General features: G+C 63.5%; 18 protein-coding genes. 15 read left to right on the forward strand and 3 right to left on the reverse strand.

Translation table 11 applies throughout. The features are described from left to right. Positions 1–23 precede the first annotated feature (23 nt). Positions 24–926 carry a GntR family transcriptional regulator gene (locus NKJ75_RS26815; protein ID WP_023700141.1) on the reverse strand — a complete coding sequence of 301 codons (903 nt, stop codon included), beginning with the start codon at positions 924–926 and terminating at the stop codon, positions 24–26. Between the two features lie 255 nt (positions 927–1,181). Between NKJ75_RS26815 and NKJ75_RS26820 the strand changes: the two genes are divergently transcribed. The 7 genes from NKJ75_RS26820 (at position 1,182) to NKJ75_RS26850 (ending at position 8,786) form a co-directional block, all read left to right on the forward strand. Next, a complete protein-coding gene (locus NKJ75_RS26820) occupies positions 1,182–2,687 on the forward strand; it encodes a UxaA family hydrolase (protein WP_352500397.1) in 1,506 nt (501 codons plus the stop codon). A 52-nt stretch (positions 2,688–2,739) separates the two neighbouring features. Then, on the forward strand, positions 2,740–3,738 hold the full coding sequence (locus tag NKJ75_RS26825; RefSeq protein WP_023744072.1) for an aldo/keto reductase: 999 nt from the start codon (positions 2,740–2,742) through the stop codon (positions 3,736–3,738). 73 nt (positions 3,739–3,811) lie between these two features. Then, positions 3,812–4,027, forward strand: a complete 216-nt coding sequence (locus tag NKJ75_RS26830; RefSeq protein WP_023669815.1) for a hypothetical protein — start codon at positions 3,812–3,814, stop codon at positions 4,025–4,027. 12 nt (positions 4,028–4,039) lie between these two features. Next, complete coding sequence (locus NKJ75_RS26835; RefSeq protein ID WP_023744071.1) at positions 4,040–5,032, forward strand: ABC transporter substrate-binding protein; 993 nt, start codon at positions 4,040–4,042, stop codon at positions 5,030–5,032. Between the two features lie 147 nt (positions 5,033–5,179). Then, the gene (locus tag NKJ75_RS26840; protein ID WP_023744070.1) at positions 5,180–6,703 is read left to right on the forward strand and encodes a sugar ABC transporter ATP-binding protein; all 1,524 of its coding nucleotides are present in this window, start codon (positions 5,180–5,182) and stop codon (positions 6,701–6,703) included. A gap of 23 nt (positions 6,704–6,726) precedes the next feature. Next, complete coding sequence (locus NKJ75_RS26845; protein WP_023683015.1) at positions 6,727–7,692, forward strand: ABC transporter permease; 966 nt, start codon at positions 6,727–6,729, stop codon at positions 7,690–7,692. A gap of 74 nt (positions 7,693–7,766) precedes the next feature. After that, entirely contained in the window at positions 7,767–8,786 is a 1,020-nt protein-coding gene (locus NKJ75_RS26850; RefSeq protein ID WP_023835035.1) for a zinc-binding alcohol dehydrogenase family protein, read from the forward strand. A gap of 99 nt (positions 8,787–8,885) precedes the next feature. On the opposite strand, the gene phnF is transcribed toward NKJ75_RS26850, so the two are convergent. Further along, on the reverse strand, positions 8,886–9,656 hold the full coding sequence (gene phnF, locus NKJ75_RS26855; RefSeq protein WP_245261350.1) for a phosphonate metabolism transcriptional regulator PhnF: 771 nt from the start codon (positions 9,654–9,656) through the stop codon (positions 8,886–8,888). Between the two features lie 97 nt (positions 9,657–9,753). On the opposite strand from phnF, the gene phnG reads away from it, so the two are divergent. The 3 genes from phnG to NKJ75_RS26870 are packed head-to-tail and all read left to right on the forward strand — an operon-like array spanning position 9,754 to position 11,939. Beyond that, on the forward strand, positions 9,754–10,215 hold the full coding sequence (gene phnG, locus NKJ75_RS26860; RefSeq protein ID WP_023744067.1) for a phosphonate C-P lyase system protein PhnG: 462 nt from the start codon (positions 9,754–9,756) through the stop codon (positions 10,213–10,215). After that, positions 10,215–10,826, forward strand: a complete 612-nt coding sequence (gene phnH / locus NKJ75_RS26865; RefSeq protein ID WP_023744066.1) for a phosphonate C-P lyase system protein PhnH — start codon at positions 10,215–10,217, stop codon at positions 10,824–10,826. Before phnG ends, phnH begins: the two co-directional genes overlap by 1 nt. Continuing rightward, the gene (locus NKJ75_RS26870) at positions 10,827–11,939 is read left to right on the forward strand and encodes a carbon-phosphorus lyase complex subunit (RefSeq protein WP_023744065.1); all 1,113 of its coding nucleotides are present in this window, start codon (positions 10,827–10,829) and stop codon (positions 11,937–11,939) included. Positions 11,940–11,941: 2 nt separating this feature from the next. On the opposite strand, the gene NKJ75_RS26875 is transcribed toward NKJ75_RS26870, so the two are convergent. Further along, positions 11,942–12,160 (reverse strand): hypothetical protein, encoded by a 219-nt coding sequence (locus NKJ75_RS26875; protein ID WP_023699000.1) that lies wholly within the window; start codon positions 12,158–12,160, stop codon positions 11,942–11,944. A gap of 65 nt (positions 12,161–12,225) precedes the next feature. Between NKJ75_RS26875 and NKJ75_RS26880 the strand changes: the two genes are divergently transcribed. From NKJ75_RS26880 to phnC, 5 genes are all read left to right on the forward strand, one after another. Continuing rightward, on the forward strand, positions 12,226–13,125 hold the full coding sequence (locus NKJ75_RS26880) for an alpha-D-ribose 1-methylphosphonate 5-phosphate C-P-lyase PhnJ (protein WP_023726432.1): 900 nt from the start codon (positions 12,226–12,228) through the stop codon (positions 13,123–13,125). Next, the gene (phnK, locus tag NKJ75_RS26885; RefSeq protein ID WP_023744064.1) at positions 13,122–13,898 is read left to right on the forward strand and encodes a phosphonate C-P lyase system protein PhnK; all 777 of its coding nucleotides are present in this window, start codon (positions 13,122–13,124) and stop codon (positions 13,896–13,898) included. Before NKJ75_RS26880 ends, phnK begins: the two co-directional genes overlap by 4 nt. A 208-nt stretch (positions 13,899–14,106) precedes the next feature. Further along, a complete protein-coding gene (phnL, locus tag NKJ75_RS26890) occupies positions 14,107–14,814 on the forward strand; it encodes a phosphonate C-P lyase system protein PhnL (protein WP_023669827.1) in 708 nt (235 codons plus the stop codon). Continuing rightward, positions 14,811–15,428 carry a DapH/DapD/GlmU-related protein gene (locus tag NKJ75_RS26895; protein WP_023669828.1) on the forward strand — a complete coding sequence of 206 codons (618 nt, stop codon included), beginning with the start codon at positions 14,811–14,813 and terminating at the stop codon, positions 15,426–15,428. The genes phnL and NKJ75_RS26895 overlap by 4 nt, the downstream gene beginning before the upstream one ends. Before the next feature lie 130 nt (positions 15,429–15,558). Further along, positions 15,559–16,416, forward strand: coding sequence for a phosphonate ABC transporter ATP-binding protein (gene phnC, locus NKJ75_RS26900; RefSeq protein WP_023669829.1), 858 nt, complete (start codon positions 15,559–15,561; stop codon positions 16,414–16,416). Positions 16,417–16,543: the final 127 nt, after the last annotated feature.

Consider the following 16,543-nt stretch of genomic DNA (forward strand, 5'->3'; position numbering starts at 1 on the left):
TAACGTCCCTTCGGACGTCGCGCTCAGGAAGCCGGGCGGCCGCCGATTTCCGGGATCGACGTCAACAGCGTGTGGCGTGCCGACTTCAGATGCTTGCGGCAGGCGGCGTCGACCTTGCCGAGATCGCGCGATTTCAGCGCCGCGATGTAGGCGAGATGCTCGCCAACCGCGACTTCGTTGCGCTCGCGCTCCTGCGCCTTGTTCCACTGGTAGTGGTAGTGAAAGATCATGGCGATGACGTCGTAGAAATCGACGATGAAGCGGTTGTGCGACGCCCGGTGGATCAGCCGGTGGAAGCGCTCGTCTAGCTCCGAGAATTCGTTGAAGCGGATGGCGATTTCGCTGGCCAGAAGCCGGTGCTCGTCTTCCAGCCGGTCGAGATCCGCCCAGACCGGACTATCCCCAGGCAAGGCGGCAAAGGCCGCCGCCGAGCGTATCTCGAACATTTCGCGGATTTCAGTGAGTTCGAGCGCAAAGGCACGGGTAAATCCTTTCAGCACCCAGTGGCTGTTGCGCCGCTTCTCGATCAGGCCGAAGCGGGAGAAGCGGATCAGGAACTCGCGCACGCTGGTGGTGCCGACGCCGATCTCGCGCGCCAGTTCGAGCTCGTTGATCTGCATGCCGGCCTCTGCACCGCCGGCCAGCAACCTGCGCATAAACGACCGCTCGATGATCTGGGCCAGTGTGTCTGTCTCCTCCTCGGGGAAGAAATCATCCGGCTTCGGCGTCCTGAGCACTGTCTTGCTGCGTTTGTTCCACGCGATCAGCCCGGTCTCTTCCATGCGCGCCAGAATGGTGCGCACGGTGGTACGGCTGACGCCAAGCAAAGTGCCCAGCTCCGGCTCTGACGGCAGGCTCTGCGTCTCATCGAGCAGCCGCAGACCCCTATTGTAAGCGTCCTTGTAGACGTTGTTGCTCTTCGACATCCCTGCCCCGTTGCGCGCCGGCGCTTGCTGTGGCTGGCTTGAAGCGCGATATCATATGTCCTGGCGCTCACCCGGCTAAGCAAAACGCTCTGCGTGTCAGACGCCGCTCCCCACAAGCCAAGCGTCCATCGGACGCATGGTCTCCTCCTGAAAAAACAATTGACGCACAAATGTTTTTTCACGATAAAAGACATTATATGTAAACAGACGCGTGTCAATCCGCGCATCCCCAGGAACAGACCCAGGAAACTGCCCGTGAACGCTTCGAACAGCATTCTTCTGTCCCCCGCCGACAATGTCGCGGTCGCCAATGGCCGCATCGAGATCGGCACCCCTCTGCCCGGCGGCGCCGTCGCCACGGCCTTGATCGAGCCCGGCCACAAGGTGGCGACCAAGCCTATCGCCGCCGGCGAGGCGGTGGTCAAGTATGCCCAGGCCATCGGCCGCGCCACCCAGGACATCGCGCCCGGCGACCACGTCCATTCGCACAATCTGGTCTTCGAGTCCGGCCGTCTGCCGGTCGTGCCGCCGAGCGAAGCGGAGCATGCCACCGAAGCTGACCGCGCCCGGACATTCATGGGCTATCGTCGCGCCGATGGCCGTGCCGGCACGCGCAACTTCATCGGCATCATCGCCAGCGTCAATTGCTCGGCCACCGTCTGCCACGCCATTGCCGACGAGGCCAACCGCGTGCTGTTGCCGAAATATCCGGGGATCGACGGCTTCGTCCCGATCGTCCATGGCCAGGGCTGCGGCATGAGCGGCACCGGCGACGGCATGATGGTGCTACACCGCACGCTCGCCGGTTACACCCGCCATCCGAATTTCGGCGGCGCGTTGATGGTCGGCCTCGGCTGCGAGGTCAACCAGCTCACCCTTTACGGCCAGAAGGGTGCGGCGGCGGGAAAACGCCATTTCAACATCCAGGACGCCGGCGGTTCGCGCAAATCGGTCGCAAAGGCGATGGGCGTGCTCGCCGAAATCGCCGAGGAAGTCGGCCAGTATCAGCGCGAGCCGATCCCGGTCTCGGAGATCGTCGTCGGCCTGCAATGCGGCGGTTCCGACGGCATGTCGGGCATCACCGCCAATCCCGCGCTGGGAGCGGCGGTCGACATCCTGGCCGGCGTCGGCGGCATCGGCATCCTGTCGGAGACGACGGAGATCTATGGCGCCGAACATCTGCTCGCCTATCGCGCGGCAACGCCGGAGATCGCCAAGAAACTCGACGGTTTCGTCAAATGGTGGGAAGACCACGTTGCCAAGCACGGCGCTTCGATCGACAACAACCCCTCGCCCGGCAACAAACGCGGCGGCCTGACCACCATTCTGGAAAAGTCGCTGGGCGCCGTCGCCAAGGGCGGCCAGACTCCGCTCAACGGCGTCTTCGGTTATGCCGAAAAGGTCACCGGCAGTGGCCTGGTGTTCATGGACACGCCCGGTTACGACCCGGTCTCGGCGACCGGTCAGGTGGCGGGCGGCGCCAACATCATCGTCTTCACCACCGGCCGCGGCTCCTGCTTCGGCTGCCGGCCGACGCCGTCGATCAAGGTCGCCACCAACTCGACCATGTACCACCAGATGGAAGAGGACATGGACGTCAATTGCGGTGTCATCGCTTCGGGTGAGAAGACCATCGCCGGCATGGGCCGGGAACTCTTCGAACTCATCGTCGAGACGGCATCGGGCCGCAAGACCAAGAGCGAGGCGTTCGGCTACGGCGACAACGAGTTCGTGCCGTGGCACCTCGGCGCGACGCTCTAACCACCGACGAAAAAAGCGGGCTGCAACGACTGCCCACAAGGGGAGGCTTTGGATGGACAAACGCCGCATCGGCACGACTGCGCTCGAGGTCACTGAGATAAGCTTCGGCGGAGCGGCGATCGGCGGGCTCTACCGGGCCTGTCCGCGCGAAGCGGCGATGGAGACGCTGCAGACAGCCTGGGATGCCGGCCTGCGCTATTTCGACACCGCGCCCTTCTATGGCTTCGGCCTGTCGGAGCGGCGGACCGGCGATTTCCTGCGCTACAAGCCGAGGGATTCCTATGTGCTGTCGACCAAGGTCGGCCGCCTGTTCCGCCCGGTGCCGGAAGACCAGGTTCCCGATCATTCCTATGTCGACCCGCTGCCTTTCGCGCTCGACTACGACTACTCGTACGACGGCATCATGCGCTCGGTCGAGTTCTCCTATGCCCGGCTCGGGCTGAACCGGATAGACATCCTGTTTGTGCACGACATCGGCACCTACACACATGGCGTCGAGAGGACGAAGCTGCACTTTCGCCAGCTGATGGACGGCGGCTTGAAGGCGCTGGAAGAGCTTAAAACGTCCGGCGTGATTTCCGCCTGTGGGCTCGGCGTCAACGAGGTGCAGATCTGCCTCGACGTGCTGCGCGAAGCGCCGCTCGACTGCATCCTGCTGGCCAGCCGCTATTCGCTGCTCGACCGCTCGGCTGAAGCCGAGTTGCTGCCGCTGTGTCGTGAGCGACAGACTTCGCTGATCATCGGCGGCGTCTTCAACTCCGGCATCCTGGCAACCGGACCGGTGCATGGCGCGCATTTCGATTATCTGCCGGCGACGCAGGACATACTCGATCGTGTCGGGGCGATGGAGAAAATCGCTGATGAGGGCGGATATCCGCTGGCGGCGGCTGCATTGCAGTTTCCGCTGCAGGAGCCTGTCGTGGCCAGCGTGCTGACCGGAACGGCCAAGCCCGCCAACCTGACGCGCAACCTCGACCTGTTCGACGTCCAGGTGCCGCAAGCGGAATTCGCCCGCTACGCTCCCTACACCATCGTGCAGGAGCTCGGCTGACGAAACGCCACGATCACGGTTCTCAAGAAGGAATAAATATTCCATATTGACTCGACGGTGGAATTAATATTCCATGATGATCAAGGAGGATCGGGAGCGTCTGGACGTGGCACTGAGGATCGGCAGGGAGGTTTCCCCGCCGAGCCATGCGCAGGCCGATATGAAACACCGCTTGCGTCGGCCGGACCGATGCACTATCAAAAAGCGGCAACTGTTTTTTATTGATAAAGTTCTGTTTGGGCCGCGCCTATCCAAATGGAGCTTCCGTAACCTTCACCGGGCGATCTAGGGAGGATTCCTAATGAAATTCGTGACCAGCATTCTCAACCGCCGCTCACTGATGGCACTAGCTGCCGCCTCGATGCTTGCCGGCACGCTGCACACGGCGCCGGTTTCGGCGGCGGACGTGACCATTCCGATCATCGTCAAGGACACCACGTCCTTCTACTGGCAGATCGTCCTGGCCGGCGCCCGCAAGGCCGGCAAGGATCTCGGCGTCAACGTACCCGAACTCGGCGCCCAGGCTGAAACCGACGTCAACGGCCAGGTCTCGATCCTCGAGAATGCCGTCGCGGGCAACCCGGCCGCGATCGTCATCGCGCCGACCGAATTCAAGGCGCTTGGCAAGCCGATCGATGAAGCGGCCAGCAAGGTCAAGGTCATCGGCATCGACTCCGGCGCCGACTCCAAGGCGTTCACCTCGTTCCTGACCACCGACAATGTGCAGGGCGGTCGCGTCGCCGCTGACGGTCTTGCAGCAGCCATCGGCGAAGCCAATGGCGGCAAGATCGAGGGCGACGTCGCCCTGATCACCAACGCACCGGGCGCCGGTTCGCTGGAGCAGCGCAAGCAGGGCTTCACCGAGCAGCTGGCCGCGAAATATCCGGGGCTCAAGCTCGTCGCCGACAAATATGCCGACGGCCAGGCAACGACCGGTCTCAACATCGCCACCGACCTGATCACCGCCAACCCGAACCTCAAGGGCATCTTCGCGTCCAACCTGATCATGGCGCAGGGCGTCGGTCAGGCTGTCGCCGAGAACAACCTTGGCGGTAAGCTGGCGCTGGTCGGCTTCGACAGCGACGAGAAGCTGATCAAGTTCCTCAATGACGGCGTCATTTCCGCGCTCGTCGTCCAGGATCCGTACCGGATGGGCTATGACGGCATCAAGACCGCGCTCGCCGCCTCGAAGGGCGAGAAGGTCGAGGCCAATGTCGACACCGGCGCCAACCTGGTGACCAAGGCAAACATGAAAGACCCCAAGATCGACGCCCTGCTCAACCCGAAGCTCTGAGCCCGTCAGGCAAAAATCCTTTCCGGGGCCTCGCGCCCCGGAAACACCGGATACAAGCTTGAATATCCACCGGCTTGAATCACCTCGACGATGCGGCTTGACTGCATCGCGACGTGCCAATCGTAAGGCCAATCTGGGAGGATTGTCATGACGCCCATGGCGCAGGAACTGCACCCGGCCCCAACGCTAGCGCCCGGCAGGACGATCCTCGAACTGCACGGGCTGGAAAAGCGCTATCCCGGCACGCATGCGCTGAAGCCCGTTCACCTTGCCTTCAAGGCAGGTGAGATCCACGCCATCGTCGGCGAGAACGGCGCCGGCAAATCCACCTTGATCAAGCTTCTGACCGGCGTCATGCCGCGCACCTCCGGCGATGTCATCTGGGAGGGCAAGCCGGCAGCGCTGGCAACCCCGCACGAGGCAATGGCGCTGGGCATCAACGCCGTGCATCAGGAGGTCGTGCTCTGTCGCCATCTCACCGTCGCCGCCAACATGTTCCTCGGCGAGGAGAATTCGCGCTTCGGCATCCTGCAGCAGCGCGCCATGGTCAAGGAAGCGCAGAAGATCATCGACGGTCTCGGCTTCGACCTGCCGGCGCATGTCATGCTGGGTGACCTCACCATCGGCCAGCAGCAGCTGATCGCCGCCGCCCGCGCCACCGTGCGCGGCACCAAATTCCTGATCTTCGACGAGCCGACCGCCTATCTCACCCGCAAGGAAGCCGACCAGCTGTTCACGCTGATCCGCAGGCTCAAGGGCGAAGGCGTCACCATCATCTACATCAGCCATCGCATGGAAGAGGTGTTCGAACTCGCCGATCGCGTCTCGGTGCTGCGCGACGGCACGCTGGTCGGCACCCGCAACATTGCCGAGACCAATGACGCCGAGCTGGTCAAGATGATGATCAACCGCTCGATCGGCCAAGTCTACCATAAGGAGCATTTCACCCCCGGTGCCGTGATCGTTGAAGCGAAAAACCTGTCGGGCAAGGGTTTCGAAGACGTCTCGATGACGGTGCGCGCCGGCGAGATCGTCGGGCTCTATGGCCTGATCGGCGCCGGGCGGAGCGAGTTCGTCACCACGCTCTATGGCCGCCACAAGAAGTCGGCCGGACAGGTCCTTTGGCAAGGCAAGCCGGTCCACATCAATTCCGAGCACGACGCGATCAAGCTCGGCATGGCGCTGGCGCCGGAAAGCCGCCGCGACCAGGGCCTGTGCCTGAACCTGCCGGTCGGCCTCAACCTCAACCTGCCGATCTACAAGCGCATCTCCAACAACCTGCTGATTTCGAACACGAAGGAAAAGGCTGAAGCCGATCGCCAGATCGCCGGCCTCCGCATCAAGACGCCGACACGCGGCGCACTGGCCTCCAGCCTGTCCGGCGGCAACCAGCAGAAGATCGTCATCGGCAAATGGCTGGCGCACGGCGCCAAGCTGTTCATCTTCGACGAGCCTACGGTCGGCGTAGATGTCGGCACCAAGGCCGAGATCTACCGCCTGTTCGGGGAACTGTTGTCCAAGGGCGCCGGCATCATCCTGATCTCGTCCTATCTGCCCGAGGTTTACGAGCTCGCCGATACGCTGCACGTGTTCCGGCGCGGCAAACTGGTGGCGAGCCACGGTTTTCGCGCCGCTAGCCACGAAGACGTGCTGACGCAGGCGATCGGCTGACAAAACAAGAAACGGGAGGAACCATGAGCATCGAAACCGTCGCGATCGAAAAACCGAAACGGAACTACAACGTCCTGTTCGGGCTGACGCTTCTGGCGTTGCTGGTTCTGCTCTGGATCGTGCTGTCGGTGGCGACGCCGAGCTTCGCCTCCTCCAACAACATCGCCAATCTTTTGCGGCAGGGCTCGATGATCGCCATCATGGCGGTCGGCCAGACCTTCGTCATCATCACCGGCGGCATCGACCTCTCGGTCGGCGCCGTGGTCGGCTTCGCCACCGTCATTGTCGCCATGATGATCAATGCTGGCTTCCCGATCTGGGTCGCCATTCTGGTGACGCTGCTGGTCGGCGTTGCCATCGGCCTGTTCCACGGCTTCGGCATCGTCAAGATGGGCCTGCCGCCATTCATAATCACGCTGGCGACGCTGACCTCGTTGCGCGGCATCGGCCTGTTGATGACCAACGGCAATTCGATCAACATCAACAGCGACAGCTTCACCGCGTTCTCGCGCAGTTCCTTTGTCGGCATCCCCAATCTGTTCTGGATGGTGATCCTGGTCGGTATCCCGGCCTACATCTTCCTGCACCACAGCCGCTGGGGCCGCTATCTCTTCTCTGTGGGATCCAATGCCGAGGCCTCGCGCCTCTCGGGCGTCAATGTCCAGCGCACCATCTATATGGCCTACACGCTGTCGGGCCTGTGCGCGGCCTTCGTCGGCGTGCTGCTGGCGGCGCGCATCGGCATCGGCAACCCGACCCAGGCGGAAGGTTGGGAGTTGCAGGCGATCGCCTCATCGGTGATCGGCGGCACTTCGCTGTTCGGCGCCGTCGGCTCGGTGCATGGCCCGCTGCTCGGCGCCTTCATCCTGGCCACCATCAACAACGGCGCCAATCTGCTCAACGTCAACTCGTTCTGGCAGCGCATCATCACCGGCGCGCTGATCATAATCATCGTCTATTTCGACGGGCTGCGCCGTCGCGGCAAGTAATTCTCCCTGACCTTCTGCGCCGGCCTGCTTAACAACGGACCGGCGCCTTTTTTGAGAAACACTGGAATTGCCGAATGAAAGCTGTTGTCTGCCGCTCGCCCGGCGAGCTTGTCCTGGAAGACCGGCCGGCGCCAGGAGCGCCGCCTGCCGGCTGGGCGCTGGTCGCCGTCAGCCATGTCGGCATCTGCGGCACCGACTACCACATCTTCGAAGGCAAGCACCCGTTCCTTGCCTATCCCCGCATCATGGGCCATGAAGTGTCGGGCACCGTCGTCGAGACCGGCGAAGATGTCGACCTTGCCATGGGCGAGCCCGTCATCATCAATCCCTATCTCGCTTGCGGAAAATGCATCGCCTGCCGGCACGGCAAGCCGAATTGCTGCGTCAGGATCGAAGTGCTTGGCGTCCATCGCGACGGCGCCATGGCCGAGAAGATCCTGGTGCCGGCGCAGAATCTTTATCCGGCAAACGGCTTGTCGCTGGCCGATGCGGCGGCGGTGGAATTCCTCGCCATCGGCGCGCATGCCGTGCGGCGCGCTCGCGCCGAACCAGGCGCCCGCACGCTGGTCATCGGCGCCGGGCCGATCGGCCTTGGCGCAGCGCTGTTTGCGCGCATCGCCGGGCTCGATGTCAGCCTGCTCGACATGAGCACGGAGCGGCTGGATTTTGCAAAAGGCGAACTTGGCTTCGCCACGCTCGACGGCTCACAAAAAGCGGCAGCCGAACTGGTGCGCGAGGCAACCGGCGGCGAAGGGTTCGACATCGTCTTCGACGCCACCGGCAACACCGCCTCGGTGCAGTCGGCCTTCGCACATGTCGCGCATGGTGGCACGCTCGTGCTGGTCAGTGTCGTCAAGGACGACATCGTCTTTTCCGACCCGGAATTCCACAAGCGCGAAATGACATTGATCGGCAGCCGCAACGCGCTGAAAGTCGATTTCGATCACGTCGCCGCCTCGATACGCAACGGCGCCGTGCCTCTGGCAAAACTCGTCACCCACCGCACCACGCTGGCCGGCACGCCGGATGATCTCGCCCGCTGGGCGCATGAGAAATCGGGGTTGATCAAGGCTGTGATCGAGGTTGGGGCATAACATCGCAGGTGGTCCCGGCCCGAATGACGACGACCCGCGCAGGTTGACTCCCACTCCGTCCTCAAAACGCCAGGCCGCTGAAAAATAGGCGCGACCCCGCTACAGCGCCGACAGTTTCAGCTCGACCCGCTCCGCCGGAAACCGTGTTTCGGCAAACTGGATCGGCTGGCCGTCCGGTGTGACGTTGACGGCGACCGCCACCAGCACGATTGCGCCGGGCTGCAGATCGAGGTCGGCGAGATCGGCGGCATCGGCATGGCGGGCCGACAGCACCGTCGATTGCCTGAGATAATCGTCAATGCCGAAACGCTTGAGCGAGGCGGTAACCGAACCGGTTTCGGCCATCGCAGCATTGATGCCGGCGAAACGCTTCGCCTCGTACCAGGCGGCGGCGCGCGACACCGGCCGTCCATCGGCTTCGCCGCGCGTCTCCAGGCGGATCACCTCAGCCCCTCTTGCCAGACCAAGCCCCTCGGCGACGCGCTGACTGGCCGACTCAACTGTAGAAGCTAGCAGCACGATGTGCCGTTCCGATGTTTGCCCTTGCAGACCGGTCGAAAACCGAGTGCGCGCGCCGATCGGATAGGACAGCCGTTTGCGCGAAAAGACGAAGGTGCCGCGTCCCTGCTCGGCCCGCAGCACGCCGTCCTGCACCAGGGCCGATATGGCGCTGCGCACCGTGTGGCGATTGACGCCGTAGCGTTCGGCCAAGGCCATTTCCGGCGGCAGCGCGGCATTCTCGGCAAAATCGCCGGCGGCGATCGAATGCAGGATCAGGTCCGCAATCTGCCGCCACAGCGCGACACCGCTACGGCGTTCGATGCTGCTCGCGCCCTTTTGAGCCACCATTTCGTCCACGCTCCCGCCCATGTCATCCACCCGTCATGGACACAAGTTAGATAATAGGTACAATTTGTATAATTGTCTATATCACTAGACAAATTATGTACATTTCAGGGAGTTATCCATGCGAGGACAGGAAGCCCGCGACCAGGCCGAGCGCAAAGCCGTCATGACGACGTTGGCGCAGGCCAGTGGCGATAACATCGCCCGGCTGTGGAATGAGGCCGGCCTGATCTCGGAAGCAGAGCTTTTGCGCGGCCCGGAAACCGGTCTGGTCACCGTGCGTGGCCGCATCGGCGGCGGCGGCGCGCCCTTCAATGTCGGTGAAGTGACCGTCACCCGCGCCACCGTCCGGCTCTCTTCCGGACAGGTCGGCCACAGCTACATGCTCGGCCGCGACAGGCAGAAGGCGAAGCTTGCGGCAATCGCCGATGCACTTTGGCAGGATCCCGCCCATCGGCAGACGGTCGAGAGTGCGCTGGTCGCACCGCTGCGCGCCGCCCAAAGCGAGGCGCGCGAAAAGCGCCGCTCCGAGACGGCGGCAACGAAAGTGGATTTCTTCACCATGGTGCGCGGAGAAGACTGATGGACATCGCAGCCCAATGGATCGACGGCGGCTTCGCCGATCCGGTGTTCAACGCCCAGGCGGTCTTCCGCGCGGTCATGGATGCCATGGCGCGGCCGGGCAGCGAGCGGCCTCTGCCTGCCTTCGCCCGCCCCCCTTCGCCGCTGTCCGCAACCGCCGGCGCCATTGCACTTTCGCTCTGCGACAACGACACACCGCTCTGGCTCGATCCTGCTTTGCAGGCATCGGCAGCGATCAAATCCTGGCTCGGCTTCCACGCCGGCGTGCCACTCGCCAACACGCCGGCCGATGCGCATTTCGCATTGGTCGGCACGCCGGCCGAGATGGCCGCCCTCGACGGTTTTTCGCAAGGCACGCAGGATTATCCCGACCGTTCGACGACACTGATCCTGCAGGTCAGCGATCTCACCTCCGGCGCGCCGCTATTGCTCGAAGGTCCCGGGATCGAAACCAGCGCGACCATCGCGCCGGCACAGATGCCCCGTCATTTCGTCGAACAGTGGAAGCAGAACAGTCAACGCTTTCCGCGCGGCGTCGACATCATTCTGGCGGCGCCCGACGGCATCGCCTGCCTGCCGCGCACGACGCGCATCAAGACGATGGAGGCATAAATGTATGTCGCGGTAAAAGGCGGCGAAGCCGCAATCGCCAATGCCCACAGCCTGCTTGCCGACCGCCGTCGCGGCGACCGTTCGGTGCCGGCACTGCGCCTCGACCAGATCGTCGAACAGCTGGCGCTCGGCGTCGACCGGGTGATGAGCGAAGGCTCGCTCTACGACCGGGAACTGGCTGCACTCGCCATAGTCCAGGCGCGCGGCGACATGATCGAGGCGATCTTCCTGGTGCGCGCGTACCGCACCACACTGCCGCGCTTCGGCTACACCAACGCCATCGACACCGGCGCCATGCTGGTCGAGCGGCGCGTGTCGGCGACCTACAAGGATTTGCCCGGCGGCCAGCTGCTTGGGCCTACCTTCGACTACACCCACCGCCTGCTCGACCCGGAACTCGCCACCGGCGCCGATGTCGCCGAACCGCTGCAGCGCGAGACGGAAACGCAGGCCATGCCGCGCGTCTCGGCCATCCTCGCCCGCGAAGGCTTGATCGAGCCGGATGGCGACATGCCGCAGGACCATGTCCCCGGCGACATCACCCGCGAGCCGCTTGAGTTTCCGATGGCGCGCGACATCCGCCTGCAGGCGCTGTCACGCGGCGATGAAGGGTTTCTGCTGGCGCTCGGCTATTCCACCCAGCGCGGCTATGCCCGCAACCACCCCTTTGTCGGCGAGGTGCGTATCGGCGAGGTCGAGCTGGAACTCGACGTGCCGGAACTGCCCTTCGCCGTGCTGCTCGGCAAGGTCCGCGTCACCGAATGCCAGATGGTCAACCAGTTCAAGGGCTCGGCCAAGGCGCCGCCGCAATTCACCCGCGGCTACGGACTGGTCTTCGGCCAAAGCGAGCGCAAGGCGATGGCCATGGCGCTGTGCGACCGCGCGCTGCGCGCAACGGAACTCGGCGAAGATGTCGTCGCCGCCGCGCAGGACGAGGAGTTCGTCATCTCGCACTCCGACAATGTTCAGGCGACCGGCTTCGTGGAGCATTTGAAGCTGCCGCACTATGTCGACTTCCAGGCCGAGCTCGATTTGGTGCGCCGCATGCGCGCCGAATACGAAGCTCGAGAGAACCCTGCAAAGGTGGAAGAGACGCGGGAGGCGGCCGAATGAGCCTAATCGCCCCCGCCATTGCCGCCACCCCCGTTGCCGCCATCCCCGTTGCCGCCGTCATGGGAATGGCTGCTATGCCCGCCGACGTAGCTGCCGTTTCCGCCTGTGACATGCGCGCCATCTCTGGAAGCAGGCAGAAACAAGCGCCGAGGTACAAAACCGACCACGCAGACAAACGCCAGAAGCAGAATTGCAATCTGGATCCAACCGGTCTGAGTCATTCGACTTCGCCTTTATTTCCGTTTTCTGGGCGTCAATGCAATAGCAGGGAGTGGATTTGATCGCCATGACCGACATCGCCACCTACAACTTCGCCTATCTCGACGAGCAGACCAAAAGGATGATCCGCCGGGCGATCCTCAAGGGCATCGCCATCCCTGGCTATCAGGTTCCCTTCGCTTCGCGCGAAATGCCGATGCCCTATGGCTGGGGCACTGGCGGCGTGCAGGTCACCGCCTCGATTATCGGGCCGGACGATGTGCTGAAAGTCATCGACCAGGGCGCCGACGACACCACCAATGCCGTCTCGATCCGCGCCTTCTTCAAGAAGGTAGCCAACGTCGCGGTGACGACCGATACCGCCAGCGCCACCATCATCCAGACCCGCCACCGCGTCCCGGAACACCCGCTGAGCGCCGGCCAAGTTCTAGTCTACCAAGTGCCGATACCCGAGCCGTTGCGCTTCCTCGAGCCGCGCGAAACCGAAACGCGCAAAATGCACGCGCTCGAGGAATACGGCCTGATGCATGTGAAGCTCTACGAGGACATTGCCAAACACGGCCGCATCGCCACCACCTATGCCTATCCGGTCAAGGTCGAGGGCCGCTATGTCATGGACCCCTCGCCGACGCCGAAATTCGACAACCCCAAAATGCACCGTTCGCCGGCCCTGCAGCTGTTCGGAGCCGGGCGCGAAAAGCGCATCTATGCCGTGCCGCCCTTCACCGATGTCGTCAGCCTCGACTTCGAGGATCATCCCTTCGAGGTCCAGACCTTCGACCTGCCCTGTGCGCTGTGCGCGGCGGAAAATGTCTATCTCGACGAGGTCATCCTCGACGACCATGGCGACCACATGTTCGTCTGCTCCGACACCGACCATTGCGAGAAGCGGCGCGCCGAAGGACATCGCGGCCACCTTGCGGCTGAAAGCCATGTTACCGCAGGAAAGATGAGGCCAGCAGAATGACCGGCGACCCACTGCTGCGCGTCTCCGAACTGTCCAAATTCTACGGCTCGCGCGTCGGCTGCGAGAATGTCACCTTCGACCTGTGGCCGGGTGAGGTTCTGGCCGTCGTCGGCGAATCCGGCTCCGGCAAGACGACGCTGCTCAACTGCCTGTCGACGCGGCTGCTACCATCTTCTGGCACCGCCAGCTACCGCATGCGCGACGGCCAGTTCCGCGAACTCTACCGTATGAGCGAGGCCGAGTGCCGCTTCCTGATGCGCACCGACTGGGGCTTTGTTCATCAGAACCCCGCCGACGGCTTGCGCATGACGGTGTCTGCCGGCGCCAATGTCGGCGAGCGGCTAATGGCGGTCGGTGACCGCCATTACGGCAAGATCCGCGCCACTGCCGTCGACTGGCTGTCGCGCGTCGAGATCGACGAGGACCGCATCGACGACGAGCCGCGCGCCTTTTCCGGCGGCATGCGCCAGCGCCTGCAAATCGCCCGCAACCTCGTCAACGGACCGAGGCTGGTGTTCATGGACGAGCCGACCGGCGGCCTCGACGTCTCGGTGCAGGCGCGCCTGCTCGATTTGCTGCGCGGGTTGGTCACCGATCTCGGCCTGGCGGCCATCGTCGTCACCCACGATCTCGCCGTCGCCCGGCTTCTGTCGCAGCGTATTATGGTGATGAAAGACGGCCGTGTCGTCGAAAGCGGCCTGACGGATCGCGTGCTCAACGATCCCCGCGCGCCTTACACGCAATTGCTTGTTTCCTCGATTCTACAGGTGTGAAGATGGCGCCAAGGCACCCCCCTCTGGCCTGCCGGCCATCTCCCCCTCAAGGGGGGAGATCAGCAGCTTTTATGTCCCGCCCCTTCTACGATGCAGAAGAATGGCGAAGTCGAACGCGACAGCCAATCTCCCCCCTTGAGGGGGAGATGCCTGGCAAGGCAGAGGGGGGTGTTGGCCCGCGGACGAACAACGATTGGAGAACCTTCTGATGCCGACGCCCCTCGTTGTTTCCGGCGTCGCCAAAAGCTTCACCATGCATCTGCGCGACGGCATCAGATTGCCGGTTGTCGCCGGCGTCTCATTCTCGATCCGGGCCGGTGAATGCGCCGTGCTCGGCGGGCCTTCCGGCGCCGGCAAAAGCTCGATCCTGAAAATGCTCTATGGCAATTATGCCGTCGATGAAGGCCAGATCATCGTTCAGCATGAGGGCGGCCTGATCGATCTCGCCATCGCCAGCCCGCGCACGGTGCTTTCCGTGCGCCGCCAGACGATCGGCTATGTCAGCCAGTTCCTGCGCACCGTGCCGCGCGTCTCCGCGCTCGACGTGGTCGCCGAGCCGCTGGTCGAACGCGGCGAGGACCGCGAGAGCGCGCGGAAAAAAGCACGCACCTTGCTGGGGCAGCTCAATTTGCCGGAAAAGCTCTGGGCGCTGCCGCCGGCGACTTTCTCGGGAGGTGAGCAGCAGCGCGTCAATATCGCGCGCGGCTTCATCACCGAGCATCCGGTCTTGCTGCTCGACGAGCCGACAGCTTCGCTCGATTCGAAAAACCGCGACGTTGTGGTTGCGTTGATCGCCGCCAAGAAGGCCGGCGGTGTCGCCTTGCTCGGCATCTTCCATGACCCGGATGTGCGTGACGCCGTCGCCGATCGCATCATCGACGTGACCTCTTTCGCCGCCGGAAAAATCGCTGCATGAGCAGGAAACTATCGGAAGCGCCGTTGGTCCACGCCACGGCGCAGGTCGAGAACTCGACATTGGGGCGCTGGACAGAGATCGCCGACCGCAGCCGCGTGTCCGAAAGCATCCTCGGCGACTATTCCTACATCATGCAGGACTGCGTCGTCTGGTGCGCGACCATCGGCAAGTTCTCCAACATAGCCGCCGCCGTGCGCATCAACGCCACAAACCACCCGACCTGGCGGCCGACGCTGCATCACTTCACCTATCGCGCCTCCGACTATTGGGACGACGCCGAGCACGAAACAGAATTCTTCGCCCAGCGCCGCGCCAAACGCGTCTCCATCGGCCACGACACCTGGCTCGGCCACGGCTCGACCATCCTGCCCGGCGTCACCGTCGGCGATGGTGCTGCCGTAGGCGCCGGCGCTGTGGTGTCGAAGGATGTCGCGCCCTACACCATCGTTGGCGGGGTGCCAGCCAAGCCGATCCGCGAGCGTTTCGATCGCCGCACGGCCGAACGCTACCAGGCGCTCGCCTGGTGGGACTGGGACCACGCCAGGCTGCGCGCCGCGCTCGACGATTTTCGCGTACTCGAGGCAGACGCGTTCCTCGAGAAATACGGCGCCTGATCGGGTGCGATCACCCCCACTTGCCGCACGGCTGTGGAGCGTAACAAAACTGACATCGTGATGACATGGCAGGTTCATGTCGCTGCGCTAGGCGAGAACCAGACGATCAATTCAGGTCTGGAACTCTTCGATGTTATCGACCCCTGCCACGCTCGAAATCCGCGGCGTCTCGCGCCGATTTGGCAAGAACACCGCCGTCAGCGCCATCGACCTGTCGATCCCGCAGGGCCAGATGGTCGGCATCATCGGTCGTTCCGGCGCCGGCAAATCCACCCTCCTTCGCATGATCAACCGTCTCATCGACCCCAGCCAGGGATCGATTTTTTTTGACGGTGCCGAGGTCTCGCGGCTGCGTGGCTCGCCGCTGCGACGCTGGCAGCGCGACTGCGCCATGATCTTCCAGCAGTTCAACCTGGTGCCGCGCCTCGATGTGCTGACCAATGTGCTGCTCGGCCGTCTCAATCATCGCTCGACCTTTTCCAACCTGCTCGGCATGTTTACCCGCGCCGAATGCGCTGAGGCGATTGCAGCACTCGAGCGCCTCGACATCGCCCGCACCGCACTGCAGCCAGCCGGCACGCTGTCTGGCGGCCAGCAGCAGCGCGTCGCCATTGCTCGCGCCATGATGCAGCAGCCCAAGGTGCTGCTCGCCGATGAGCCGATCGCTTCGCTCGACCCGCTCAACGCCAAGGTGGTGATGGACTCGCTGCAGGACATCAACCTGCGCGAAGGCATCACCGTCGTCACCAATCTGCACACGCTGGACACCGCCCGCACCTATTGCAACCGCATCATCGGCATGGCTGCCGGCAAGATCGTCTTCGACGGTCCGCCGGAAGCGCTCAACCGCGAGGCCGTGCGCCTGGTCTATGGCGCCGACGGCAACGGCGTCGATATCTCCGAGGCCATCACCTCGACCAGCATCGCCTACAAGCAAAAGATCGCCGCATCCGCCAGCCCGCTCGAGCCCGCATTCCCCGGGTACTGATCCATGATCCCGAAAAGTGGATACCGGTTTTCGGAAAAGATCATGGACCAAAACTGAGCCGCACTGGATCGACCGCCCGCGTCAAGGGCACTTGCAAAAATCAAGAACGCTGCCGGCGCGGGGCCGG

It is taken from the genome of Mesorhizobium sp. M0058 (genome assembly GCF_040323095.1).
Taxonomy (GTDB): Bacteria; Pseudomonadota; Alphaproteobacteria; order Rhizobiales; family Rhizobiaceae; genus Mesorhizobium.